This window comes from Phenylobacterium sp. LjRoot225, assembly GCF_964252855.1.
In the GTDB taxonomy this organism is placed as follows: Bacteria; Pseudomonadota; Alphaproteobacteria; order Caulobacterales; family Caulobacteraceae; genus Phenylobacterium.
On sequence record NZ_CAXUPL020000002.1, the window covers coordinates 640,009 to 661,760 of the forward strand.

A 21,752-nucleotide genomic window follows, 5' to 3' on the forward strand; every position below is an offset into this window, starting at 1 on the left:
CGACGACTGAACAAGAAAACTACGCCCTTCGCGTCTTTGCGCGATCTCGATGTGAACTGAGTGAATCAGAGTCAGAGGTCCGCGCCAAGAAAAGAGCGCGTGAGAGGGTTGCGCCTAAGCGACGCGGGGGCGCCTCAATTCCGCCCCCGCGTCGCCATCCGCCGGCGGCGTCTTGAGCCTGGAGCCGGGGCAGCGCATTTAGGCGGCCATGACCTCCCCCGCCCCGCCCGTCGCCCGCAAGGATCCCAAGCGGATCGAACAGCTCGACCGTGTCCGCGTCGACAACTACGCCTGGATGAAGGACGAGAACTGGCAGCAGGTGCTGCGCGACCCCAAGAGCCTGCGCGCCGACGTCCGCGAACACCTTGAGACCGAGAACGGCTATACCAAGGCCATGCTCGCCTCGACCGAAGAGCTGCAGGCCCAGCTGTTCGCGGAGATGAAGGGGCGCATCAAGGAAGACGACGCCTCGGTCCCGACGCCTGATGGGCCGTGGGAATACTACTCGCGCTACGAAATCGGCGCTGAGCACCCGATCCACGCCCGCCGTCCCCGCGGCTCGGACAAGGGCGAGGAGATCCTGCTCGACGAAGATGCGCTGGCCAGGGGCAAGGCCTACTTCCAGGTCGGCGGGGCGAGCCACAGCCCCGACCACGCCCTCTTCGCCTGGGCCGCTGACGAGCAAGGCTCCGAATACTTCACCATCCGCGTCAAGGACCTCGACTCGGGCGTAGAGATCGGCGCCCCGGTCGAAAGCGCCTACGGCGACTTCACCTTCTCGCCGGACAGCCAATATCTCTTCTGGATCTGGCGCGACGAGAACGCGCGCCCCGCCAAGGTCTTCCGCCGACCCGCACGCGGTGGCGAGGACGTTCTAGTCTATGAAGAGACCGATGACGGCATGTTCCTGGGCGTCGGAATCACCGCCGACGACAGCCACGTCGTCATCCACGTCGGCAACCAGGAGACCACCGAGCTCTGGCTCGTCCCGGCCACCGATCCCACCGCAGCCCCGGTCGTCGCCGAACCGCGCCGCGTCGGCGTCAAATACGAGCTCGACCACTGGACCGACCGCTGGGTGATCCGCACCAACGACGACGGCGCGGTCGACTTCAAGCTCAGCGTCTCCGACGCGGCGATCCCGACCAAGGTCAGCTGGCGCGATTGGATCGCGCACGAGCCGGGCCGCTACATCACCGGCTTCGCCGCCTATTCGGGCCACCTGGTCCGGGCCGAGCGGGTCAATGCGCTGGACCGTCTGGTCGTGGTCGCCCGCGACGGCCGCACGCACGAGATCGCTTTCGCCGAGGACGCCTACGCCCTGCACCTTGAGGGCGGCTACGAGTACGAAACCACCACCACCCGCTTCGTCTACCAGTCGCCGACCACTCCCCGGCAGTGGTTCGACTACGACCTCGAAAGCCGCGCGCGCATCCTGCGCAAAACCCAGGAGATCCCTTCGGGCCACGATCCGGCGCGCTATGTCGCCCGGCGCCTCTACGCAACGGCGCAGGACTGCCAGCAGGTGCCGGTGACGGTCCTCATGCTCAAGGACACGCCGCTCGACGGCTCCGCGCCTCTGCTTCTCTACGGCTACGGCTCCTACGGCCACGCCATGGAGCCGAGCTTCTCGATCCGCAGCCTCAGCCTCGTCGACCGCGGCTGGATCTGGGCGGTGGCGCACATCCGCGGCGGCTCGGACAAGGGCTGGGGCTGGTTCCTCGACGGCCGTCGCGAGACCAAGACCAACACCTTCACCGACTTCATCGCCTGCGCCGAACATCTGATCGCCGAAAACTACAGCGCGAAGGACCGGATCGCGGCCTATGGCGGTTCGGCGGGCGGGATGCTGATGGGCGCCGTCGCCAACCTCCGCCCCGACCTCTGGGGCGGGATCGTCGCCGCCGTCCCCTTCGTCGACGTGCTCAACACCATGAGCGACACCACCCTGCCGCTCACCCCGCCCGAATGGCCCGAATGGGGCAATCCGATCGAGGACGCGGAAGCCTACGACCGGATCGCCGGCTACAGCCCCTACGATCAGGTGAAGCCGCAGGCCTATCCGCCGGTGCTCGCCACCGGCGGCCTTTCCGACCCGCGCGTCACCTATTGGGAGCCGGCGAAATGGGTCGCTAAGCTACGCGAACAGACAACGGGCGAGGCGCCGATCCTCCTGAAGATCAATATGGAGGCCGGCCACGGCGGCGCCTCCGGCCGCTTTGATTTCCTGAAGGAGATCGCCCTCGACTACGCCTTCGCCATCTGGGCGATCGACAAGGGCTGGCGGACGACATGACCCAACCGCTGATCCGCCCGGCGACCGCTGCGGACGCCGAAGCCTTGGCCGCCATCTACGGCCATAACGTCCTGCACGGCTTCGGCACCTTCGAGGAGGTTCCGCCGTCCGCGGCCGTGATGGATCAGCGACGCCTGGCCGTCGTCGCGCACGGCCTGCCCTGGCTCGTCGCCGAAGAAGCCGGCCGGGTTCTGGGCTACGCCTACGCCGCCCCGTTTCGGCCGCGCGCCGCCTACCGCTACACCGTCGAGGACAGCATCTACCTCGCGCCCGAAGCGGTCGGGCGCGGCCTGGGCCGCGCCCTCCTGTCCGCAGTGCTCGCGGCCTGCGAGGCGATGGGCCTGCGCCAGGTCGTCGCCGTGATCGGCGATTCCCGGAACGCCGCCTCGGTCGGCCTTCACCGCGCCCTCGGCTTCGAACCTGCCGGCGTCGGCAGGAACGTCGGCTTCAAGCACGGGCGTTGGGTCGACGTCGTCTGGATGCAGAAGGCGCTGAACGGCGGGGACGCCACCGCGCCGGACGCGACGGGCCTGACGCTCACCGGACACTGACGCCCGCTCAGCGCCTCCAGCCGCCCGCACCCCCAAGCCGGACCGCAGCCCAGAGCAGGCTCCGCTTCCACAACGGCACGCCCAGCGCGCCCAAGGCCTCGCGGAAGATCCCGTCGGCCTCGGCCCGGCTGTAACGCCCGCCCAGCCCCCCGGTCGCATAGAGGTAATCGTGGACGACAGCCGCCTTCCCAGCGCGGTGATTTGCGGTGGAAGGCAAGGGCGCTGAGCGCCGAGCTATTTCAATACGAAAATCCAAGATCATCGATGGTGAACTTGCCGAGCGCTGGTTCAAACCAGCGTCCGGTCCCGGTCCTTTCAATCACCAACTCATCGATGTCGGCATAGTTCAGGGTGACGGTCTGATCGTAGTCTTGCATCAAGACGTGGGTGACGATGTCCGGAGAGCCAGCCTTAATTCCAATTATGTCGACGTTTCCGAGAACCATGTCATTGGGCATGGACCCGTCAGCAATCTTCAGGCTGGAAATCGAGAAAGACGACCCGTTTTCCCGCGCAATAGTCAGCGATGAACTATAGAAGGCTGTATTGCTCAACTCAAAATCCGCATCTTGCGATGCGTCGTATTGATTCTTTATCGGCGTCGACTCCTCCTCGAAGTATTCCAGGCCGACCCAGTTAAATCCAGCATAGCCTTGCGGTATCGAGTCGCCGACCGCCACGCTCGGGAGGTCGTCAAAGGTGACCACATGGTTCGGCGTGATCGGCTCGGCGACGCCGATGATTGACACATCGATGGTGCGTGTGGCGCTTCCGTCCAGCGAGGTAACCGTCAAGGTGTCGTGGACGACCTGGTCCCGCCCCAGCGCCTGAACATTCGTAGCGTCGTTGTTGAGCGTGTAGCTCCAGGCGCCGTCGGCGAAGGCGAAGTCGCCATAGGTTCCATGAAGCGCTGCGCTGGTCGGCGCCTTGAAGTGCGCTTCGCCGCTGTCCGGATCGGTGACGGTGAGCAGGCCCCTGGCCTTGAGCGCGCCGTCCTCCCCGACGCTGCCACTGTCCGTCCCGGTCGTCACGCCTGGACCATTCAAGACGAAATTGAGGTTATCCAGCAGGTATGGGTTTCCGTGCGGGTTAAGGCCGCCCGCATAAATCACCAGACTATCGATGTTTTCGAAATTTAGGTTTAGCGTCTGCACTGTAGTCGGCACGACGTGATCTGGGTCTTCCGAATAGTTCAACAGCTCCACCGATGTGGAGTAGACGGCGATCCCGTGCCGATATCCCGTGATATAGGCCGCCGACGCCCCGTCGGACCCGTACCTGCTGTCGCTGACGATATCCAGGCTGACGATGCCGAAACTGGACCCGTCCGCGCGCGAAATGGCGAGCCTGTCATTCAGGTTGTAGACTGATATGTCGCCGCCGACGGACGACGTCTCACTATAGTTGAGATCGCCCCTGCTGCCCCAGTGGAAGCCTGCGTATCCGTCCGGCACATCGCCGATGAAGGGGGGCGCGCTCTGCGGCGGAAAGTCGTTGAAGGTGACCATCTGGTTGGCCACGAGCGTCCCGCTGATCGTCGCCGGGTGCGGCGAGGCCGCGACCGTGAACGCGAGCGCGGAACTCGTAGGGCTGATGTTGCCGGCCTTGTCCGTGGCCGTGGCGGTGAGGCTGTGGTCGCCGCCGGCGAGCTTGCCTAGGGTGTAGCTCCAGACGCCCGTGCCGCTGGCTTGGACCGCGCCCAGCTTGGTCGCCCCGTCATAGACCGAAACAAAGGAATAGGCCTCGGCCTTGCCGGTCAGCGCCTGGGCGGCGGTGTTGTGGGCGGCGTTGACATAGCCGCCGATGATCTTGGCGTCCGCAAGGCCGCTGGGCGCGCCCGGCGCATGGGTGTCGACTGTGAAGGCCAGGATGTCGCTGCGGTCGCTGGTGTTGCCGACGATGTCGGTGGCGCTCGCCGTCAGCTTGTGGGCGCCCTCGGAGAGCTGCCCCAGGGTGAAGCTCCAGGTCCCGTCGCCGCCGGCCTTGACGGTCCCCAGCTGGATTTCGCCGTCGTAGACGGTGACCGTGGCGCCCGCGTCGGTCTTGCCGGTGAAGGCCTGGCTGGCGGTGTTGTGCTCCGCGTTGACGCAGCCCTTCGAGATGGCGGCGTCGGCCAGGGTTCCGGGCTTGGATGGCGGCCGGGTGTCGACCTTGAAGCTGAGGACCTCGCTCGCGGCGCTGACGTGTCCCTCCGCGTCGACGGCGGTGGCGGTCAGCTTGTAAGGCCCGTCCGCCAGCCGCCCGAGCGTGAAGCTCCAGGCCCCGCTCTCGTCGGCGGTGGCGGTCCCGAGCTGGGTCGCGCCGTTGTACACCCGCACGGTGACGCCGGCGTCGGCTAGGCCGGTCAGCTTCTGGCTCGCCGTGTCGCGGACGTTGTTGACGTAGCCGTTGACGATGGCGGCGTCGGTCAGGCCACTCGGCGACGTCGGCCCAATAGACACGTTTAAAGTAGTCGTCGTCACACCCTGCCCCCCGAAATCTATCTCGGGGAGATGGCTAGTTTAGAATTGTGACGGGCACAATTGGAAGTTGTCTCCACAGCAACACTTTACACTGCACCGCCTCATTTTCGCCGCACGCCCTCGGCCGAGGCGTCAGGCTGCAAATTGGTGGTTAGGGGACGACATCTGTCCCGCTCTGAGGTGAGAGAGGATTAGATCGAAGCAACGCCCTTCCGCCGCGGATCGAATTGGGACCGCGCTCACGTCCATCTCTTCGAACCGGCGATGGCTGCCCATCACTCCGACCCTGCCATTTCGTGAATTCCCAGGTGATTTGCGTCTATCCGCAAGCCGCTCCCTCACGCGCGCGGAACGAACGCCTCACGCAGGAACTTCACGCGGCTCAACGGCATGTCCGCAAACTCGCGGCTCGGCTCAACCGGGATTGGATAGCACTGGGAGAGATCGCAACCGGCCAGGACAGTCTCCGCCCAGTCCTCGGCGATGGCGCAGTAAAGCCGAAGCGCGTTCGCACTCCGATACTGCCATTTCGTGAATTCCGCGGTGATTTGCAGCCGCTCGCAAGCCTCAACGGCCAGCGTCACGCCAGCGGAATGATGTCCTTCCGCAGCAGGGCGATGCGCTCCTGCAGCATCTCGGCCAGCTCGGCGCTCGGCTCGACCGGGATCGGGTAGCACTGGGAAAGATCGCCGTCGGCCAGGACGGTCTCCGCCCAGTCCTCGGCGATGGCGCAGTAGAGCCGAAGCGCATCGGACGGCACGCGGGCGTCCTCGGTCTCGAAACACATGGCGGGCAGGTCGCCGGCGACCGCCCACATCTCCGTCCCGCCCTCGAGCTCGCCGCTGGCGATCGGCTCGGCGAACCGCACCAGGAAGACCCCCACCAGCGGGGCGACGCCGAAGGCCAGCACCAGCTCCTTGACCGGCGGCGACGAGGCCCAGCTCTCCACGTGCGCCCGGGCGTCGGCCTTCAGCGCCTCGAGCGCCGTCAGCGCCTTCGCGCCATAGTCGACCTCGGCGGCGCCGGTCGGATAGTCGGAGGTGTCGAGAGGCTCGCTCATACGGCTTCGTTCCCGGCCCGCGCGGCCGCTCCCAGAGAGGTCAGCCGAACCTCTCTCACACCTGAACGCGCGACAACAGCCGCCTCAGAGGTCGTTCAGCGGCCCCGCTCTCTATTGCGGTCAACACGGGGCGTCAGGCCTCGCCCGCAACTGGAGACAGACAGATGAAGAAGATCTCGGCCATTTCCGCAGTCGCCCTCGCAGTCCTCACAGCCGGCGCCGCCGCCACGCCCAGCTTCGCCCGCGACTATCGCGGCTATGGCTACGGCTACGACGAGGCCTGCGCCTCGAAGCAGCACGACAAGGGGACGACCGGGGCGGTGGTCGGCGGCGTCGCCGGCGCCCTGCTGGGCTCCAGCCTCGCCAGCCGCCATGGCGGTCGCACCGGCGGGGCGGCGATCGGCGCGGTGGCCGGCGCCCTGCTCGGCAACAGCCTCGGCCGCAGCAGCGCCAAGACCTCGAACGTCTGCGAGTCGCGCGACTACGGCCGCGTCGCCTACCGCCAGACCACCCCCTACTACGGTGAGGGCTATGACCGCGGCTATGGCGAGCGCCAGTATCGCAGCTACGGCTCGCGCGACCGCGGCCACCGCTACGACCCGTACAGCTACTGAGCGGGTCGGCTGGCGGACCGCGGCGTCCGCCGGCGGCCTATTGCAGCGTCGCCGCCGCCGCCGCCGGCGGCTCCGTTTGCGCGAGCCCGGGCGCGAAGCCCGCCAGGTCGAGCATCTCGACGATCTGCTCCAGCGCCTCGGCCGTGGTGATCGGCGCATTTGATGACGAGGCGATCGTCACCACCCGCTGGATATGCTTGAGCGCGATCACGCAAAGGGTGTCGGTCATGGCTGGGCCGTTCGCTGATTCGATCCGAAGCTGAAACAACCCGCGTTGGCCGCGAATTGCTGAAACTACCATCGCCGCGAAAAAAGCCAGGATTACGTCGCGACCGCTGAAGCGCCCGGGTCTCGGGCCGCCGAGGCGCGTCCGCGGGGGCTCAGCACCAGCAGCAGGACCTCGCTCAGCGGCCGCAGCGTCACCGGCTTCGACACGAAGCCGTCGAAGCCGAGTTCGCGATACTGGGCCTCGTCCCGGGTCAGGTCGGCGGTCAGCGCCACCACCGGCGCGCCGCGGTTCGGCCCCTTGCGCAGCCGGATCTCGCGCAGCACGTCGAAACCGCTCATCTCGGGCATGTGGATGTCGGTGAAGATGATGTCGAAGGCCTCGCGCTCCAGTAGTTCGAGCGCTTCCGCCGGAGAGATACAGCAACTGACGGCGATGCCCAGCGCCTCCAGCATGGCCGCGACCACTCGGAGATTCACCACGTTGTCGTCGACATAAAGAACACGCGGGGCAGCGCGTCCGTCGTTTGCGTTCGGAACCATGGTTAAGGCGCCCACCTAGAGCCACTATACTGGACCTTATCTGACGACCGACAGACTTAAGACATTCCAAACGTTACGCGCGAGTCTTGCGACATTTGAGCGCAAAGGTGGCGTCTTGCGGCCCATTTTGAGCCGATTTGTCAAAAACGACCGGCGTCGCGGCGGCGAGTCTCGGATTCTGGAACCTCCGTCGACGTCGTGAGTTGGCCGCCCATGGACACGGCTCGCCCCTTTTCCGGCCCGATTTCTGTCACCCTCGCCGGCCTCATCCTGGTCGCCCTCGCGGTGGCCAGCTTCACCGCGAGCCTGTGGCGCCAGCTGGACCTGCCGCGCCCCGACCGCGGCGCCAAGGTGGTGGTCGTTTCGTCGCAGGCGCCGCCCCCGGCCGCCGCCCCCCTCGCCGTCATGACCCCGACGGTCGCAGCGCCGGTGACAGTCCCGCCCCCTCGCCGCGTCCGCGCGGCCCCGGATGTCGCCCCGCCGGTCGAGCTGGTCGCCCCGGCGCTCGCTCCGGAGACCGACGCCGCGGTCGATGCGGCGGCGACGGGCGACACTCAGCTCGCTCCGCCGCCGCCCGCCGAGCCCGCGCCCGAGCTCGTCCCGCCCTACTAGGGCGCGGCCGCCATCACGACGCCGCCCGCCGGTAGGGGCGGATCCCCGCCAGGGTCTCAAGTCCGCTGACCAGCAGCCGGTGCTTGCGCTCCCAGCTGGTGTCGAACCGTCCGGCGCAACGCTGCAGGATCCATTGCGGCCAGGAGGCCAGGCAGAAGCAGAGGAAGACCTCGTTTTGCTCCTCCGCCGTCATCGCGCGACTCATCGTGTTGTAGCGCAGCCGGGCGTCGGCCCGCTCGGCGTCGCTGGGCGGACCACGGCTTTCGGCCGAGCAGAGCACCGCCTCGAAAGCCGCGGCGATCTCCGCGTCCGACATCTCGCTCACCCGCCGCAGATCGCGCGCGGCTGGCTCTGAGGTCTCGGTCAGCCCCGGGGTCCGGTGTTGCAAGTGCGACCGGCGCCAGGCGCCGGCGTAAAGCAGCCCGCCTCGGTGTTGCGCCTCGCTGATCCAGCCGCGCGCCAGCGCCAGCCGCATCGGATCCTCCGCATCGGCCAGCCGCGCCGACGGCGCCTCCCCCAACAGGGCGCGGCGCAAGGCCACCACCTTGGCGTTGGGCTCGACCTTCTGCACCAGCTGGCCCGAGGGGTGTCGCGGCCCTTCCTTGCGCGGACGCCCGCCCCTGCTTCGTCGCATCATGCAGCTCCCCTTCCGTGTCCGAACTCGATCCTCACGCCGCCCACCGCTCCGCCGCCTGCGTCCAGCGCCGCTGCTCCGCCGCCAGGACGGCGGGCGCGACCGCCTTGAAGACGATCGCGTGATGCGCCGGGCAGTAGCCGCTCCTCGGCCTGGCCGCGGCGCAGCACGAGACCAGGGCGTCGCCGTCGCCGCCGACGGGAAAGGCGCATTCGCCGAAGTCGCGCGACAGCCACGGCCGTGGGGTCGTCCCGGGCAGCGGCGCGAACGCCGCCTCTCGCCAGGGCGATCTCGGCGGCTCGGACGGGGCCGCCGGTCCGGCGGGCTCCGGGCGCACGGCCGGGGCCCCGCGTAGCGCGACGCCCTCGCCCATTCCGACCCGCGGGCTCGCCGCCGGCCCGTCATATCGCCGAGGCGCCGACGCCGGCTTGCGGCTGCCCAGCAGCTCCAATCGGTAGAGCTTGCCCAGCACGGCGCTGCGGCTGATGTCGCCGAGGGCCTCCGCGATGCCGGCGGCGGAAACCCCCTCCGCCCAGAGGCTTGCGAGCTGCGCCACGCGTGCGTCAGTCCAGGTCATGAAGGGCTCCAGTGGACATCGAGTTCATGTTTTGTTCTCTACGACAAATTCGGACGTCCTCACGCGAGCGAGACCCGCCGGCGGATTGACAAGCCAGCTCAATCGGGACGCCATATGCGCGTGAAACAAAACACGAACACTCGGGAATTGAGGGCGGCGCGGGCGGCGCGGTTCTGGGGTGAGGCATGGCGTTACGGTATTTTTGATACCGTTCCGGAGTCAAGCCTTTTGGTAGCATTCATACCCCAACCCGTGCTAGACCTGCCCGCATGGCTGAACGTCACGACCGCCTGCGTCAGGCCCGCATCGCCGCCGGCTTCGACCGTGCAAGCGACGCGGCCGCGCGCTTCGGCTGGAACGAGAACACCTACAAGTCGAACGAGAACGGCAACGCGCCCTTCTCCTTCCGCAAGGCCCGCGACTACGCCGAGGCCTTCGGCGTCCGCGCCGAATGGCTCTACGACGAGACGGGTCCGGTGCAGGCGACGGCTGAACCCATGGTGCGGATCATCGGCCGCGTCGGCGCCGACAGCGAGGGCGCGGTGATCCACACCACTGGACAGGAAGGCTTCGACACCGCCCCCGTGCCCCCTGGGGGAACCTCCGCCGCGGTGGCGCTCGAGGTGGTCGGCCACTCCATGCGGGCGGTCGCCGAGGACGGCTCGCTGATCTATTTCGAGGACCAGCGCAATCCGCCGACGCCCGACATGCTGGGCTACTACTGCATCGTCGAGACCGAGGACGGCCGGGTGCTGTTCAAGCGCCTGCTGCGCGGCTCCGGCCCCGGCCTCTATGTGCTGGAGAGCCAGGTCGGGCCGCCGATCGAGGACGTCCGCCTACGCTGGGCGGCGGAGCCGACCGCCATCATCCCGCCCAAACAGGCCCGCCGGATCATCCGCCGCGCGGGCGAGCGCCAAGTCGCCTGAGGCGGCAGACCGACCCCCTGTGAGATGGCTAACCTACCCGCTCCTTGACAAATCCGGTATATTTTATACCATTCCCTTATCGAGGAGGGATGTCATGACGAGCGGTCGATTCAGCTTCGGGGACGCGAGCGAGATCTGCATCGCGCCCTATGCGGCCCAGGAGCAAGGGCGCGACGCCGCGCGCCAGGCCGCTGACCGCGCCGAGGCGCATCGCTGCGCCGGCGTCGCCTGGTCCGGGCTCGGCGCAGCGCCCCCGAGACCCCCACGCACCTCCGAGGCGATCCGCGCCGCCGCCGAGGCCGCGCTCGCCCGCGCCGAGACCTTCGCCCAAAGTCCCCGGGGTCAGTTCCTACACAGTCTGCAAGCGCTCCAGCAGCAAGGCTACGCCGCTCCGGCCGAGACCGCCCGCGCCGCCTTCGCCCGCGGCTTCGCCGATCCCGACCGTCCCGCCTGCCCCGCCGAAATCGGCGCCGCGCTCGCCGCCCTCGGCCGCCTCGACCAGCCCGAGTCGCGCCGCGCCTGCCTGGCGCTGACGGAGCTGCTCATGGGAGAGATGAGGCTCGCGGCCGAGTAGGCGGCGAGCCGCTGGACCGGCTCACCCCAACCGCGAAATGACCTGCGGCAGGTCCGCCGTTGTGACGATCCCCGCAGGCGCGGCGCAGACATGCGGAATGGCGTTGACCGGCCGGTGCGCGGTCAGGCGCGGCAGGGTCAGCTGGCGATCCTCGACTTCAATGGGGAAGCCGATGGTGACGTCGAGCGGGGTGTCGCCCTCCACCGTCACCCGCCAGCCGTCGTCACACAGATCCTGAGGGCGAATTCGCTGGTCGTCTCGAACCGCTCGATCGGCAGGCCGATCGCATCGCCTAGCATTGCGAGCGAATGTTCGAAGACTTCGTCCCGCTTGGCGAGCTCGCGCCGCGCGAAGACCTCGTCTCGCCCCCGGGTTCACCGCTCCGCGTCCGGCTGGAACGTGGCCCCGCGCCCGCGAAGGGCTCTTACCGAGCAGATTGGGCTCCTCGCCTCGCCACGTCCAATGCAACTTGAGAAGACCAGGCGCCGCCGGCGTCGCCAATCAGGGAGATGAAGCTCGCGGCCAAGCAACGCTCAGATCAGGGCGGCGCCTGCGGATCCGGGCCGCCCATTGGCCGCGGCCAGCCGCCGTCGGCGTCGCCGATTAGCCAGCCCCGAACAAAGAATGACAAGCGGAATGGCGATCGCGAGGCCGTTGTTCACATTGGCGAAGAGGCGGTCGATCGGCCAATCATTGATCAGATAGACAGCCTCGAGCGCGAAGAGCGCTGACGCGGCGAGCGTGACGAGGCCGACCCAATAGCTGGCGAAAATCACCGCCAAGGGCAACAAGCCGGTGGCGAAGACGCCGTCGGCGACGAGATGGGTTGTCAGGGAATCAACCCTCAACACGAGGAGAAGCGAGCCGACGATCGTGTTGCACGCCAGCCAGACCGAACCGATCCGCTCAGCAATGCCGCCCTCGCGATACGCAAAGAGCGCGCACCCGAGGATCAGAAGATTCTCGGATAGCGGTATGACATACGGATGCATGGACTGCGCACCTCCGCGTCGAGCAGAAGCACACAGTCCTTAAGCATCAGCGAAGAGCTTAGGCGCTCAGGCGCGCCGCAGCCGTCTCCGCCTTAACTTCGAGCTCCTCATCCGCGACGAGGGTCTTGCCGGTCGTGTAGCCGGTCGTCCGCAGGCCCAGGGCCTCGCGAATCTTGTCCATGCGCTTGTGCGAGGCCACGACGCTGCTGCGCGCCGCCTGCAGCTCGGTCATCGCTTCCACCAGCTTGGCGAAAGCGCCGTCGCTCACCTGCGCGGCCAGGTTCAGATCGGTGCAGGCGCCCCGCATTTCGATCATGAGTTCGGCTGCAAGCGCCAGAGTATCGTCAATGCTGCGTTCCACGGCGTGCACCTTCACCGCCACGCGCTGAGCCCGGATATCCTTGTCCATTGCCCTCAACCCCTTGTCTGCGGCTAAGACACCATTAAGCTTAACCATGCAGTAACCCTAACCACGAGTTAACGAGAGCACCAACTAGTATTTGCAAATGACGAAGGCGTCCGTCCGGTTGCAGACGAGAGAAACCGCAAAGGGTGTGCGCTTACGCCGCACAACCGGGCGACGAATTCCGACTGCGCTGATGTATTCGACGCTTTGCGAACGACAACTTTATTGCGATCAAAAACCCGCCAACGCCCTTTAGTTGTAAATCAGGCGGCGGCGGGCTGGGCGGGCAGGTGGGCGTGACGCCTTCGCTCAGCCGCCGCGCGCGAAGCGCCGATCACCAGGATCAGGCATTCGAGGTAATACCAGACGAACTTGCCCGTGACGTAGGCCCAGAGGCTGACCGGATGGATGATCTGGGCGAAGACAGTCAGCGCACACGCAAGAGCAGCCGAGGCGTAGAGCAACGGCCATGCCTTGTCCGAGCGCAGCGCCACGGACAGCCCGACGCCCAACTCGATCATGACGCTTATGATCTCCACCCCAAGGTGGGGGTTGGCGTGCAGCAGGACGATGTCCAGCGCCAGGACGGCCGCCAAGGCCCAGCCGATCACCTGCTCTTCGGCGTCCCCGTTCCAGATCGCGTAGGCATAGGCGAGGCCCTCGACGTGCGCAGTGACCCAGGTGGGAAGCTCGAACAGCATTTTCGCCAACCTAGGGTCGAATCCCCCGGCCGCGTAGCCGCCGCAGGCGCATGGACGTTAAGCCGCATGTGAGTTCGCCATGGCCAAGGGTGCGCCGCCGATGGAGATCGCGCGTCGCGCCCGCCCCGCGCGCCAGGCGCCGACCACCAGGACCAGGCACTCCAGATAGATCCAGACAAACAGCGTGGTGACATAGGCCCAGTGACTGACGGGCGCGACGAGCTGAGCGACGACCGTCAAGAGCGTCGCCAGAGCGACCGCAGAATAGGCCAGCGGCCAGGTCTTGTTTGATCTGAGCGCGACCGACAGGGCGATCCCCACATCGATGATGACGCTCAGCAACTCGACGCTGATGTTTCCAACATGCGTGTCCAGCAGGACGATATCCAAGGCCAGGACGCCCGCCTCGACCCAGCCGATCAGCCGTTCTTCGGCGTCCCCGTTCCAGATCGCGTAGGCGTAGGCCAGCCCCTGGACATGGAACGTGAGCCAAAGCGGAAGCATGAACACCATGTTCGCCAACCTATGGTCGAATCCGCCGGCGGTGTAGGCGCCATGGGCGCTCCCTTCACCGTTCCAGCTTCGTCGACAGGATGATCGAAGACGTCGTCCGCTCGACGCCCTCGAGGTTGCCGATCCGGTCGATGACCACTTCGATCTGGCCTACGGTGTCGGCGGCCGCGACGACGATCATGTCGAACACGCCCGCCACGGTGTGCAGCACCCGGACCTCGTCGATGGTGCGTAGCGCCGCGCCGACGGCGGCCTCCTTCTTCGGCTCGACCTTGACCATCACGTGGGCGCGCACCGCCCCCTGCTCGCGCTCGGGCGCCAGCCTGGCCGTGTAGCCGATGATCACCCCGTCGCGCTCGAGCCGCTCGATTCGCGCCTGGACCGTGGTGCGCGAGCGGCCGACGAGCCGCGCCAGCTCGGCGGTGGAGGCGCGGCCGTTGCGGCGCAGGGCGGCGATCAGCTTCTGGTCGATGGCGTCGAGTTGCACTTGGCCAAGCTTCCCCTGCGAACTGCCGAAAGGTAGCCCGCATTTCGACGGTTCAGCCACTGTCTTTCGAAGTCGCCAAGCTCGATGATCCCTCCATATGCGGAGGACGGCGATGAAGAAGGTTGTCGTGGTGGGCGCCGGCAAGATCGGCTCGACGATCGCCGACCTGCTGGCCGGAACCGGCGACTATCAGGTCGTCGTCGCCGACAAGTCCGCACCGGCGCTGGAGCGGCTCGACGCCAGCGCGCCGGTTGAGCGCCGCCAGGTCGACATCCAGGCGCCGGCCGAACTCGCCGCCGCTCTCGACGGCGCCTTCGCGGTGATGAGCGCCGCCCCCTACCACCTGACGCCCGACACCGCCCGCGCCGCCAAACAGGCCAAGGTCCACTACCTCGACCTCACCGAGGACGTCGCCAGCACCCGCATCGTCAAGGAATTGGCGCAGGGCGCCGCCACCGCCTTCATTCCCCAGTGCGGCCTGGCGCCAGGCTTCATCTCCATCGTCGCCCACGACCTCGCCACCCGCTTCGACAGCCTCCTCGAAGTGAAGATGGGGGTCGGGGCTCTGCCCCAGTTCCCGTCGAACGCGCTGAACTACAACCTCACCTGGAGCACCGACGGCCTGATCAACGAATACTGCGAGCCCTGCGAGGCCATCGTCGACGGCGTGCTGCGCCAGACCCAGCCGCTGGAGGACCTCGAGCAGTTCGCCCTCGACGGGGTGGTCTACGAGGCCTTCAACACCTCCGGCGGCCTCGGCACGCTCTGCGAGACCCTGGCCGGCCGGGTGCGCAACCTCAGCTACCGGACCATCCGCTATCCGGGTCACGCCGCCCTGATGAAGGCTCTGCTCAACGACCTGCGCCTACGCGAGCGCCGCGACGTGCTGAAGGACATCCTGGAGAATTCGGTGCCGGCCACCTACCAGGACGTGGTCATCGTCTACGCCAGCGTCAGCGGCGAGCGCGCCGGCCGCCTGGTCCAGGAGACCTACGCCCAGAAGATCTACGCCGGCCCCGTCCAGGGTCAGCTGCGCAGCGCCATCCAGATCACCACCGCCGGCGCCATCTGCGCCGTCCTCGACCTGCTCGCCGCAGGCGCCATTCCCCAGTCCGGCTTCGTGCGCCAGGAAGAAGTCGCGCTTTCGGCCTTCCTGCAGAACCGTTTCGGCCGCTTCTATGCACCGGCCACCGCCACCCAGGCGGCCGCCTGACCCGCCGCGATCCGTCGAGAACCAGATGAACGCCTTCGAGTCCCCCCGCGACCTACGCTCCGCGGCCGACCTGCTCGCCGCGCTGGGCGTGCCGGCCGAGCTCCATGTTGGAGGCGCGCGCTCCGTCCGCTCCCCGGTCACCGGCGAGCCGATCGGGGCGGTGCATGACGCCTCCCCCGCGGACGTCCAGGCCGCCATCGAGCGCGCCCACCAGGCCTTCCTCGTCTGGCGCAACGTCCCCGCCCCGCGCCGCGGCGAGCTGGTCCGCCTGTTCGGCGAGGAGCTGCGCGCCGCCAAGACCGACCTCGCCGCCCTCGTCACCCTCGAGGCCGGCAAGATCACCTCCGAGGCGCTCGGCGAAGTGCAGGAGATGATCGACATCTGCGACTACGCCGTCGGCCTCTCCCGCCAGCTGTTCGGCCTGACGATCGCCACCGAGCGGCCGGACCACCGGATGATGGAGACCTGGCATCCGCTGGGCGTGGTCGGGATCATCTCGGCCTTCAACTTCCCGGTCGCCGTCTGGTCCTGGAACGCCGCCCTGGCCGTCGTCTGCGGCGACGCCTGCGTCTGGAAGCCGTCGGAGAAGACCCCGCTCACCGCGCTGGCCGTCCAGGCCCTGTTCGACCGCGCCTGCGCCAGGTTCGGCGACGCGCCTGCGGGGCTCTCGTCCGTCGTGATCGGCGGGCGCGAGGCGGGCGAGGCCCTGGTGGACCATCCGAAGGTCCCGCTCGTCTCCGCCACCGGCTCCACCGCCATGGGCCGCGTCGTCGGCCCGCGCCTCGCCCAACGGTTCGCGCGCGCCCTGCTGGAGCTCGGCGGCAACAACGCCGCCATCATCGCCCCCTCCGCTGACCTCGACCTCGCGCTGCGCGGCGTCACCTTCGCCGCCATGGGCACCGCGGGCCAGCGCTGCACGACCCTTCGCCGCCTCTTCGTGCACGACAGCCAGTACGACGCCTTCGTCCCGCGCCTGAAGGCCGCCTACGCCTCGGTGAGGGTCGGCGATCCGGGCCACGCCTCGACCCTGGTCGGCCCGCTGATCGATCGCGACGCCTTCGAGCGCATGCAGGCCGCCCTGACCGAAGCCGGCGCAGGCGGCGGCCAGATCACCGGCGGCGAGCGCGTCGAGAGCGCTCTCGAGGCCTTCCCAGACGCCTTCTATGTCCGTCCGGCCCTGGTCGAGATGGCCGCGCAGACAGCGGTGGTTCAGCGCGAGACCTTCGCCCCCATCCTCTACGTCATGCGCTACCGCGACCTGGAGGAGGCCATCGCCTGGCAGAACGACGCGCCCCAGGGCCTCTCGTCCTCGATCTTCACCAACGACATGCGCGAGGCTGAGCTCTTCATCTCCTCGCGCGGCTCCGACTGCGGCATCGCCAACGTCAACATCGGCCCTTCGGGCGCGGAGATCGGCGGCGCTTTCGGCGGCGAAAAAGAGACCGGCGGCGGCCGCGAGGCCGGCTCCGACAGCTGGAAGGCCTATATGCGCCGCGCCACCAACACCCTGAACTATGGCCGTACCCTGCCGCTCGCGCAGGGCGTCAGCTTCGACTTCTGATCCGAACGAGGCCCGCGCCATGCCCGAAGACATCCCCGGCCACCTGCAGAGCCTGGTCGCCGCAGCCCTGGGCGACGACGCCGCGCGCGAGGCGCTTGCGACCCTGGTCGTCCCCGCCGCCCTGGCCACCAACGGCGGCCCCTATGTCTCGCGCGCCGTCTTCGCCATGGCGCTCAACGCCGCCCTCTTCCAGGACCTGCTGGCGCGGGTTCCAACCGGGGCGGCCTATGTCAGCGACGTGCGGGCGGCGGGCGGCCGGATCCTGCTGGACCATGGCGCGCTGCGGACGATCGCCCTGCCGTCCGGCCCGACCGGCGCCCTGCCGCCCGGCTATCTGGCCTTCGCCCGCATCCTGGAGCCGCTCGGCTATGAGGTCGCCGGCCTGTACCCCCTCGAACGCCTGAAGATGACCGGTCGCGCCTTTCGCCACCGCGACCTGCCGGAGGAACTCTCCCAGTTCTTCGTCAGCGAGCTGCACGTCGAGCGCTTCTCCCCGGCCTTCCAGAAGGTGGCGGCGCACGTCTTCGGCTCCACCCGCGATCCGCTCGACGCGACCGCGACGGCCGCCCTCGACGCCTTTGAACGCGAAGGCGTCTGCGACTTCGACCTCGCCCGGCGGGCCCTTCCGAAACTGGTGGCCGCCTTCGGCCGCTGGCACGAAGCCCCCAGCCTGCTCGCCTACGAGGCCCTGCTCGCCGAATCTCCCGAGGCGGCTTGGATTGCAACGGAGGGCTCGGCCTTCAACCACGCCACCGACCGCGTCGACAATGTCGAAGCCCTGGCCGAAGCCCAGCGCCGTCTGGGACGTCCGATCAAGGCCGAGGTCGAGCGCTCCGCCAGCGGCGGCGTCCGCCAGACCGCCTTCAAGGCCGATCCCGTGGAGCGCGTCTTCCACGACCTCGCCGGCGCCGTGCGCCGGCTGGTGCCGGGGTCGTTCTACGAGTTCATCACCCGCGAACCGCTTCCGACCGGCGGGCTCGATCTGCGCTTCGACAGCGCCAACGCCCAGGGCATCTTCAAGATGACCGCGACCGCCTAGGCTGAATCGACATTCAGCCTAGGGCGACGGATCACCGTGCGATCAGCCACCAGACACCGCCGATGATGCCCCCCCAGAGCGCCATCGACAGGCCCACGACCACGGCCACCCGCGCCCAACCAGGCAGCGGCCGAACCGATTCGAGGACGCGATCCGCCTCCGGCGGCGCATCCGCCACGATGCCGCCCTTCAACTTCCGATGGACGGAGTGAGCAAGGTCCGATGCCGTATGGACCTCGAATTTATCAAGGATTTCGGCCACTTTGACTCCTAACTCGTACTAATCAAACCACACAACCGATAGGAGAGTTCCGCAATCCTGCGGCGGCCCAAATTGGGGTTCACAAAAGCTCTCTACCTACGCGCGAGAAGTCGGATGGTTCAATGAGTCGCAGGCAGATCCGTCAAAACCGGCGACCGGCACGGCCAGTTTCGACGCCAGCGACAATTTTTAAGCTTCATGCGGTTCCGTCGCTCGCCGTCGCGAGCGGCTCGACGACGGCGACCTGGGTTCGATGACGCCCGGCTCGCGAGCGATGGATTTCCATCGCAATGTTCCCAATACTGGCCGGCGGTTCAGGTCTTAACAGGACTTGATCCATCCGGTCCGGGAGAGAAAAATCATGTCGTTCGCCAGCGAGTTCAAAGAGTTCATCGCCAGGGGCAACGTCGTTGACTTGGCGGTCGGCGTGATCATCGGCGGCGCCTTCGGCAAGATCGTCACGAGTCTGGTCGATCAGGTCATTATGCCGCCGATCGGCCTCGCCACCGGCGGGATCGACTTCTCGCAGTTGCGGGTCGTGCTGAAAGCCGCCGACCCGGCCGCCAAACAGGCCGAGGTCGCCATCCACTACGGGGCGTTTCTCAACACCCTCATCCAGTTCGCCATTATCGCCTTCGTGATCTTCCTGATCGTCAAGTTGATCAACAATCTGCGGCGCAAGGGGGTCGAGGCGTCCGCCGCCCCGCCCGAGCCCACGCGAACCGAAGTTCTCCTGGAGGACATTCGGGACGCGCTTCGGAGCGGCAAGTAGCGCCATCCTCGCCCGTCACTTAGTTCTCGGCCGGCTTTGGAGAAGGAGCTGAGGATTGCAAAGCCGCCACCCAAGGTTCCGCCGCCCCGCAAATGAGGGAACCTGCTGAGTGGCGCGGGTTCAGGAGAGATTGGATCGTTGGCTCTGGTACGCCGCACGTACCGGGCGCTGCGTGCCGCTGGACCCCGCCGCCTATCCGTCCACCGTTTTCAATGGGGAGCCGACGCCGTTGCCCGCCTGGGTGTGCAAGTCGCCAAACGGCGGGCTTCACATCGATCACCGGCTTGGCCGCATAGACGTCGATGTGGCCAAGGCGCCAACTGCAGATATCGAGCTCAACTGGACCTGTGACTACGGCGTCCACGTCCTGAGCCAGGCCTGACTTTCCGAAATCGAGGATCTCATCGACGAGAGCACCGTCTTTGTCGGCGAGGTCCGCCGGAAAGCTCGGCCAATGGCAAACTGGACCACCCTCAACCAGGCGGGCGCGCCGCGGCTGTTCGGCAGCGAAGGCTGGGCCGACAGCTGCCCAATATGCGGCAGTCCCTTCAGCGTGCTTCGGGGCAGACTATTCTTCGCCGATCCGAGCGTCAGGGGCCGCCCGCTCATCGTAAATGGACAAAGCGTCTTCGTGCGGGAAGACCTGGCGCTCAGCCGAAACCTCCGTCGCCCGGCGGGAGCTTTCAAACCGAGCGCCGTCAGGTTTCTGGCCAACCCGCCTGCGCTCAAGCCGCGTCCCGCTTGGCTGACTCCGCTCGCATCCCCTGGTCCATCGGCTGAAGCGAAGCAAGCACCTCAGCCCGGCTGGAGAAGCGTCATCTCGGCAATCTGGAAAGTCTCAGGTCGGGGCCGTTGAGATTTTCCAGCGAGTCACCGGAGATCTCGACGCGCCGACGGGCCCACGTCGCGCTTCAGCACACCGGAGTTGAGCCTTCCCAGCGCCGCCGATCTTCGCACTGGCTAACGGGGGAAGTGGCTGGGGAACTAGGACTCGAACCTAGAATGACGGTACCAAAAACCGCAGTGTTACCATTACACCATTCCCCAGCAGGAACGGCGCAGGGGGGTCGCCCCTCGCGAGGCGGTCGAGATAGCGCAGCGGCCCTCAGGATGCAACGCCCCTCGACCAAGTTGCGACATCGAAAATGGTCTGCTTGCGGGCGTGAAAATCCTTCCCTATAAGGCGCGCTCTCAAGTCGGAGTGTGGCTCAGTCTGGTAGAGCACCGCGTTCGGGACGCGGGGGTCGCAGGTTCGAATCCTGCCACTCCGACCATTCTTTCCCCTGCTGACGCGGGGTGAACTCTCTCCCGCGAACACCTTCAAGTTCCCGTCCGTCAGGCGCGGGTCCGGCCCTGCGAGCGGCTCTCCGGCCGCCGGATTTGCCCCTCGTTTCCGGACCTCTCGCTCATCTGACGGTCCGCGCCTTGACGTCGATGCTCACCCGAACCTCCTCCGGAATCTGATCGGCGGCGGCGAATTCGCCCTGCCCGACGCCGAAGCGTGTGCGGTTCACGCGAGCGATCCCGCGCGCTTCCGCCCGCTCGCCCTGGATGCTGAGCTCAAAGGGCAGGCTCACCGGACGGGCGATACCCTTGAGGTCGAGCGTCCCCTCGGCGACGAAGCTCCCCTCGCCTCTCTTTCGAATGCGATCGGTGGTGAACACCGCCTTCGGATGGCGCGCGCTGTCGAACCAGTCGGCGGACGGCAGGGCCGCGTCGCGTTGCCCATCCCCCGTGTCCGCCGAGGTCATGTCCACCGTCACGACGATCCTCGAGCGGTCCAGCGCCTCGGGGCTGAAAAGGATGTCGGCCCGCCATCGCTTGAAGACCCCGCGCACGGGCTCGCCGCCCCAGGCGCTTTCGAACACGAGCCGTGAGCCCGGCACGACCGTCCACCGGACCGGAGCCGCGGCGGCCTGCGGCGGCGGCGGCGCAGGGGGCGCAGGGGGCCTCTCGGCCGGAGCCCGGGGAGCCTCGGCGGGGATCGGCGCCCGGCTCGCCTGCGGCGCCGGCGCCTGGACCGGCGGAGCCAGCGTCGCGGCGGACATCCGCGGCTCAGGCGGGCGCACCGTTGCGCCGAAAGCGACGACGGCGGCGACGGCCAGCACGATGGCGAGGAGGCGCGGCTCGAGCCATCTCCCCGGAACGGCGCCCGGCGCCATCCGTGCGAGCACCGGCTCGTCCCCCCTGAAGAGCTGGTGCTTCAGCGCGCCGGCGACGTGCAGCGCGACCAGGACGAAGGCGCCCCGGATGATCAGCTTGTGACCCGTCTCCCCGACCTCGTGCCAGACCGCCTTTGCGGGCGCCGACAGGTCGGGCAACCCAGGGATCATGGGCCAGGGGACCTGGCCATACAGGAGCGTGGGAATAGCGATGCGGCTCGTCGAGACCATGATCCAGCCGGTGAGCGGCATGCCCAACATGACGACGTAGAGGCCGACGTGGGTCCAGTGCGCGAGCCGCCGCTCCCAGGGCGCGAGGGTCGCCGGCAGCGGCGGCGGCGGATGGACCAGGCGCCAGGCCAGCCGGACCAGCGACAGCAGCAGCACCGTGATCCCGACCGACTTGTGCAGCTGGAAGAGGGCGAAGGTCGCGGGCGTGCGCGCATCCTCCATGCGCGTGGCCAGCACCACCTGCAGCACGATCAGCGCCGCGATCAGCCAATGCAAGAGGATCGCCCCGGCCGCGTAGCGGGCGCCTTCCGTCTGAGCGCGGGGGTGAGTTGCGTCCAT

Annotated in this window: 27 protein-coding genes and 2 tRNA genes; 12 read left to right on the forward strand and 17 right to left on the reverse strand. The window is 67.7% G+C overall.

The window, feature by feature from the left end:
* Nucleotides 1–208: 208 nt before the first annotated feature.
* Nucleotides 209–2,296 carry a S9 family peptidase gene (locus ACSQ2B_RS13235; RefSeq protein WP_436050453.1) on the forward strand — a complete coding sequence of 696 codons (2,088 nt, stop codon included), beginning with the start codon at nucleotides 209–211 and terminating at the stop codon, nucleotides 2,294–2,296.
* The gene (locus ACSQ2B_RS13240) at nucleotides 2,293–2,847 is read left to right on the forward strand and encodes an N-acetyltransferase family protein (RefSeq protein ID WP_436050454.1); all 555 of its coding nucleotides are present in this window, start codon (nucleotides 2,293–2,295) and stop codon (nucleotides 2,845–2,847) included. The genes ACSQ2B_RS13235 and ACSQ2B_RS13240 overlap by 4 nt, the downstream gene beginning before the upstream one ends.
* 7 nt (nucleotides 2,848–2,854) lie before the next feature.
* On the opposite strand, the gene ACSQ2B_RS13245 is transcribed toward ACSQ2B_RS13240, so the two are convergent.
* The 4 genes from ACSQ2B_RS13245 to ACSQ2B_RS13260 form a co-directional block, all read right to left on the reverse strand.
* Nucleotides 2,855–3,064: a DUF1353 domain-containing protein gene (locus ACSQ2B_RS13245; RefSeq protein ID WP_436050455.1), complete on the reverse strand. Its 210-nt coding sequence runs from the start codon at nucleotides 3,062–3,064 to the stop codon at nucleotides 2,855–2,857.
* Between the two features lie 22 nt (nucleotides 3,065–3,086).
* The gene (locus ACSQ2B_RS13250) at nucleotides 3,087–5,288 is read right to left on the reverse strand and encodes an Ig-like domain-containing protein (protein WP_436050457.1); all 2,202 of its coding nucleotides are present in this window, start codon (nucleotides 5,286–5,288) and stop codon (nucleotides 3,087–3,089) included.
* Nucleotides 5,289–5,647: 359 nt separating this feature from the next.
* Nucleotides 5,648–5,893 (reverse strand): hypothetical protein, encoded by a 246-nt coding sequence (locus ACSQ2B_RS13255; protein ID WP_436050459.1) that lies wholly within the window; start codon nucleotides 5,891–5,893, stop codon nucleotides 5,648–5,650.
* A complete protein-coding gene (locus ACSQ2B_RS13260; RefSeq protein WP_436050461.1) occupies nucleotides 5,890–6,369 on the reverse strand; it encodes a hypothetical protein in 480 nt (159 codons plus the stop codon). The genes ACSQ2B_RS13255 and ACSQ2B_RS13260 overlap by 4 nt, the downstream gene beginning before the upstream one ends.
* Before the next feature lie 164 nt (nucleotides 6,370–6,533).
* Between ACSQ2B_RS13260 and ACSQ2B_RS13265 the strand changes: the two genes are divergently transcribed.
* Entirely contained in the window at nucleotides 6,534–6,983 is a 450-nt protein-coding gene (locus tag ACSQ2B_RS13265) for a glycine zipper 2TM domain-containing protein (RefSeq protein ID WP_436050462.1), read from the forward strand.
* Between the two features lie 37 nt (nucleotides 6,984–7,020).
* Here the strand turns inward: ACSQ2B_RS13265 and ACSQ2B_RS13270 are convergent, their stop codons facing one another.
* Both ACSQ2B_RS13270 and ACSQ2B_RS13275 read right to left on the reverse strand, forming a co-directional pair.
* Nucleotides 7,021–7,212 carry a hypothetical protein gene (locus tag ACSQ2B_RS13270; RefSeq protein WP_436050464.1) on the reverse strand — a complete coding sequence of 64 codons (192 nt, stop codon included), beginning with the start codon at nucleotides 7,210–7,212 and terminating at the stop codon, nucleotides 7,021–7,023.
* A gap of 92 nt (nucleotides 7,213–7,304) precedes the next feature.
* On the reverse strand, nucleotides 7,305–7,751 hold the full coding sequence (locus ACSQ2B_RS13275; protein ID WP_436050466.1) for a response regulator: 447 nt from the start codon (nucleotides 7,749–7,751) through the stop codon (nucleotides 7,305–7,307).
* Nucleotides 7,752–7,964: 213 nt separating this feature from the next.
* Between ACSQ2B_RS13275 and ACSQ2B_RS13280 the strand changes: the two genes are divergently transcribed.
* Nucleotides 7,965–8,363, forward strand: coding sequence for a hypothetical protein (locus ACSQ2B_RS13280; protein ID WP_436050468.1), 399 nt, complete (start codon nucleotides 7,965–7,967; stop codon nucleotides 8,361–8,363).
* Nucleotides 8,364–8,376: 13 nt separating this feature from the next.
* On the opposite strand, the gene ACSQ2B_RS13285 is transcribed toward ACSQ2B_RS13280, so the two are convergent.
* Both ACSQ2B_RS13285 and ACSQ2B_RS13290 read right to left on the reverse strand, forming a co-directional pair.
* A complete protein-coding gene (locus ACSQ2B_RS13285) occupies nucleotides 8,377–9,000 on the reverse strand; it encodes a hypothetical protein (RefSeq protein WP_436050469.1) in 624 nt (207 codons plus the stop codon).
* 31 nt (nucleotides 9,001–9,031) lie between these two features.
* Nucleotides 9,032–9,574 (reverse strand): GcrA family cell cycle regulator, encoded by a 543-nt coding sequence (locus ACSQ2B_RS13290; protein ID WP_436050471.1) that lies wholly within the window; start codon nucleotides 9,572–9,574, stop codon nucleotides 9,032–9,034.
* 269 nt (nucleotides 9,575–9,843) lie between these two features.
* On the opposite strand from ACSQ2B_RS13290, the gene ACSQ2B_RS13295 reads away from it, so the two are divergent.
* Together ACSQ2B_RS13295 and ACSQ2B_RS13300 are read left to right on the forward strand one after the other, a co-directional pair.
* Nucleotides 9,844–10,500, forward strand: coding sequence for a LexA family transcriptional regulator (locus ACSQ2B_RS13295; protein WP_436050473.1), 657 nt, complete (start codon nucleotides 9,844–9,846; stop codon nucleotides 10,498–10,500).
* Nucleotides 10,501–10,594: 94 nt separating this feature from the next.
* Nucleotides 10,595–11,074 carry a hypothetical protein gene (locus ACSQ2B_RS13300; RefSeq protein WP_436050475.1) on the forward strand — a complete coding sequence of 160 codons (480 nt, stop codon included), beginning with the start codon at nucleotides 10,595–10,597 and terminating at the stop codon, nucleotides 11,072–11,074.
* Nucleotides 11,075–11,095: 21 nt separating this feature from the next.
* On the opposite strand, the gene ACSQ2B_RS13305 is transcribed toward ACSQ2B_RS13300, so the two are convergent.
* The 6 genes from ACSQ2B_RS13305 to ACSQ2B_RS13330 all read right to left on the reverse strand — a co-directional run bounded on the left by ACSQ2B_RS13305 (nucleotide 11,096) and on the right by ACSQ2B_RS13330 (nucleotide 14,173).
* Nucleotides 11,096–11,284 (reverse strand): hypothetical protein, encoded by a 189-nt coding sequence (locus ACSQ2B_RS13305; protein ID WP_436050477.1) that lies wholly within the window; start codon nucleotides 11,282–11,284, stop codon nucleotides 11,096–11,098.
* A gap of 323 nt (nucleotides 11,285–11,607) precedes the next feature.
* Nucleotides 11,608–12,066, reverse strand: coding sequence for a hypothetical protein (locus tag ACSQ2B_RS13310; RefSeq protein WP_436050479.1), 459 nt, complete (start codon nucleotides 12,064–12,066; stop codon nucleotides 11,608–11,610).
* A gap of 58 nt (nucleotides 12,067–12,124) precedes the next feature.
* Entirely contained in the window at nucleotides 12,125–12,448 is a 324-nt protein-coding gene (locus tag ACSQ2B_RS13315) for a hypothetical protein (RefSeq protein WP_436050480.1), read from the reverse strand.
* A 287-nt stretch (nucleotides 12,449–12,735) separates the two neighbouring features.
* Entirely contained in the window at nucleotides 12,736–13,173 is a 438-nt protein-coding gene (locus ACSQ2B_RS13320) for a hypothetical protein (RefSeq protein ID WP_436050482.1), read from the reverse strand.
* Nucleotides 13,174–13,230: 57 nt separating this feature from the next.
* Entirely contained in the window at nucleotides 13,231–13,677 is a 447-nt protein-coding gene (locus ACSQ2B_RS13325) for a hypothetical protein (RefSeq protein WP_436050483.1), read from the reverse strand.
* 64 nt (nucleotides 13,678–13,741) lie between these two features.
* A complete protein-coding gene (locus ACSQ2B_RS13330) occupies nucleotides 13,742–14,173 on the reverse strand; it encodes an Lrp/AsnC family transcriptional regulator (protein WP_436050484.1) in 432 nt (143 codons plus the stop codon).
* A 112-nt stretch (nucleotides 14,174–14,285) separates the two neighbouring features.
* Here ACSQ2B_RS13330 and ACSQ2B_RS13335 point away from each other — a divergent pair, with 112 nt between their 5' ends.
* The 3 genes from ACSQ2B_RS13335 to ACSQ2B_RS13345 are packed head-to-tail and all read left to right on the forward strand — an operon-like array spanning nucleotide 14,286 to nucleotide 17,986.
* On the forward strand, nucleotides 14,286–15,386 hold the full coding sequence (locus ACSQ2B_RS13335; protein ID WP_436050486.1) for a saccharopine dehydrogenase C-terminal domain-containing protein: 1,101 nt from the start codon (nucleotides 14,286–14,288) through the stop codon (nucleotides 15,384–15,386).
* A 25-nt stretch (nucleotides 15,387–15,411) separates the two neighbouring features.
* Complete coding sequence (gene amaB / locus ACSQ2B_RS13340) at nucleotides 15,412–16,947, forward strand: L-piperidine-6-carboxylate dehydrogenase (RefSeq protein ID WP_436050487.1); 1,536 nt, start codon at nucleotides 15,412–15,414, stop codon at nucleotides 16,945–16,947.
* Between the two features lie 19 nt (nucleotides 16,948–16,966).
* Entirely contained in the window at nucleotides 16,967–17,986 is a 1,020-nt protein-coding gene (locus tag ACSQ2B_RS13345; RefSeq protein WP_436050489.1) for a 2-oxoadipate dioxygenase/decarboxylase family protein, read from the forward strand.
* A gap of 31 nt (nucleotides 17,987–18,017) precedes the next feature.
* On the opposite strand, the gene ACSQ2B_RS13350 is transcribed toward ACSQ2B_RS13345, so the two are convergent.
* Entirely contained in the window at nucleotides 18,018–18,248 is a 231-nt protein-coding gene (locus ACSQ2B_RS13350; RefSeq protein WP_436050491.1) for a hypothetical protein, read from the reverse strand.
* A 361-nt stretch (nucleotides 18,249–18,609) separates the two neighbouring features.
* Here ACSQ2B_RS13350 and mscL point away from each other — a divergent pair, with 361 nt between their 5' ends.
* Nucleotides 18,610–19,020 (forward strand): large-conductance mechanosensitive channel protein MscL, encoded by a 411-nt coding sequence (gene mscL, locus ACSQ2B_RS13355; RefSeq protein WP_436050492.1) that lies wholly within the window; start codon nucleotides 18,610–18,612, stop codon nucleotides 19,018–19,020.
* A 130-nt stretch (nucleotides 19,021–19,150) separates the two neighbouring features.
* Nucleotides 19,151–19,402 carry a hypothetical protein gene (locus tag ACSQ2B_RS13360; RefSeq protein ID WP_436050494.1) on the forward strand — a complete coding sequence of 84 codons (252 nt, stop codon included), beginning with the start codon at nucleotides 19,151–19,153 and terminating at the stop codon, nucleotides 19,400–19,402.
* A 591-nt stretch (nucleotides 19,403–19,993) separates the two neighbouring features.
* Here the strand turns inward: ACSQ2B_RS13360 and ACSQ2B_RS13365 are convergent.
* Nucleotides 19,994–20,067: transfer RNA gene (locus tag ACSQ2B_RS13365), tRNA-Gln, on the reverse strand.
* 150 nt (nucleotides 20,068–20,217) lie between these two features.
* Here ACSQ2B_RS13365 and ACSQ2B_RS13370 point away from each other — a divergent pair.
* Nucleotides 20,218–20,294: transfer RNA gene (locus ACSQ2B_RS13370), tRNA-Pro, on the forward strand.
* Between the two features lie 132 nt (nucleotides 20,295–20,426).
* On the opposite strand, the gene ACSQ2B_RS13375 is transcribed toward ACSQ2B_RS13370, so the two are convergent.
* Nucleotides 20,427–21,752, reverse strand: coding sequence for a YceI family protein (locus ACSQ2B_RS13375; RefSeq protein WP_436050495.1), 1,326 nt, complete (start codon nucleotides 21,750–21,752; stop codon nucleotides 20,427–20,429).

Excerpts from the sequence above, each read along its gene's own strand:
- ACSQ2B_RS13235 (WP_436050453.1), top strand. The coding sequence starts at position 209 with ATGACCTCCCCCGCCCCGCCCGTCGCCCGCAAGGATCCCAAGCGGATC.
- ACSQ2B_RS13240 (WP_436050454.1), top strand. The coding sequence starts at position 2,293 with ATGACCCAACCGCTGATCCGCCCGGCGACCGCTGCGGACGCCGAAGCC.
- ACSQ2B_RS13260 (WP_436050461.1), bottom strand. The coding sequence starts at position 6,369 with ATGAGCGAGCCTCTCGACACCTCCGACTATCCGACCGGCGCCGCCGAG.
- ACSQ2B_RS13265 (WP_436050462.1), top strand. The coding sequence starts at position 6,534 with ATGAAGAAGATCTCGGCCATTTCCGCAGTCGCCCTCGCAGTCCTCACA.
- ACSQ2B_RS13270 (WP_436050464.1), bottom strand. The coding sequence starts at position 7,212 with ATGACCGACACCCTTTGCGTGATCGCGCTCAAGCATATCCAGCGGGTG.
- ACSQ2B_RS13275 (WP_436050466.1), bottom strand. The coding sequence starts at position 7,751 with ATGGTTCCGAACGCAAACGACGGACGCGCTGCCCCGCGTGTTCTTTAT.
- ACSQ2B_RS13280 (WP_436050468.1), top strand. The coding sequence starts at position 7,965 with ATGGACACGGCTCGCCCCTTTTCCGGCCCGATTTCTGTCACCCTCGCC.
- ACSQ2B_RS13285 (WP_436050469.1), bottom strand. The coding sequence starts at position 9,000 with ATGATGCGACGAAGCAGGGGCGGGCGTCCGCGCAAGGAAGGGCCGCGA.
- ACSQ2B_RS13290 (WP_436050471.1), bottom strand. The coding sequence starts at position 9,574 with ATGACCTGGACTGACGCACGCGTGGCGCAGCTCGCAAGCCTCTGGGCG.
- ACSQ2B_RS13295 (WP_436050473.1), top strand. The coding sequence starts at position 9,844 with ATGGCTGAACGTCACGACCGCCTGCGTCAGGCCCGCATCGCCGCCGGC.
- ACSQ2B_RS13300 (WP_436050475.1), top strand. The coding sequence starts at position 10,595 with ATGACGAGCGGTCGATTCAGCTTCGGGGACGCGAGCGAGATCTGCATC.
- ACSQ2B_RS13310 (WP_436050479.1), bottom strand. The coding sequence starts at position 12,066 with ATGCATCCGTATGTCATACCGCTATCCGAGAATCTTCTGATCCTCGGG.
- ACSQ2B_RS13320 (WP_436050482.1), bottom strand. The coding sequence starts at position 13,173 with ATGCTGTTCGAGCTTCCCACCTGGGTCACTGCGCACGTCGAGGGCCTC.
- ACSQ2B_RS13325 (WP_436050483.1), bottom strand. The coding sequence starts at position 13,677 with ATGCTTCCGCTTTGGCTCACGTTCCATGTCCAGGGGCTGGCCTACGCC.
- ACSQ2B_RS13335 (WP_436050486.1), top strand. The coding sequence starts at position 14,286 with ATGAAGAAGGTTGTCGTGGTGGGCGCCGGCAAGATCGGCTCGACGATC.
- amaB (WP_436050487.1), top strand. The coding sequence starts at position 15,412 with ATGAACGCCTTCGAGTCCCCCCGCGACCTACGCTCCGCGGCCGACCTG.
- ACSQ2B_RS13345 (WP_436050489.1), top strand. The coding sequence starts at position 16,967 with ATGCCCGAAGACATCCCCGGCCACCTGCAGAGCCTGGTCGCCGCAGCC.
- mscL (WP_436050492.1), top strand. The coding sequence starts at position 18,610 with ATGTCGTTCGCCAGCGAGTTCAAAGAGTTCATCGCCAGGGGCAACGTC.
- ACSQ2B_RS13375 (WP_436050495.1), bottom strand. The coding sequence starts at position 21,752 with ATGGACGCAACTCACCCCCGCGCTCAGACGGAAGGCGCCCGCTACGCG.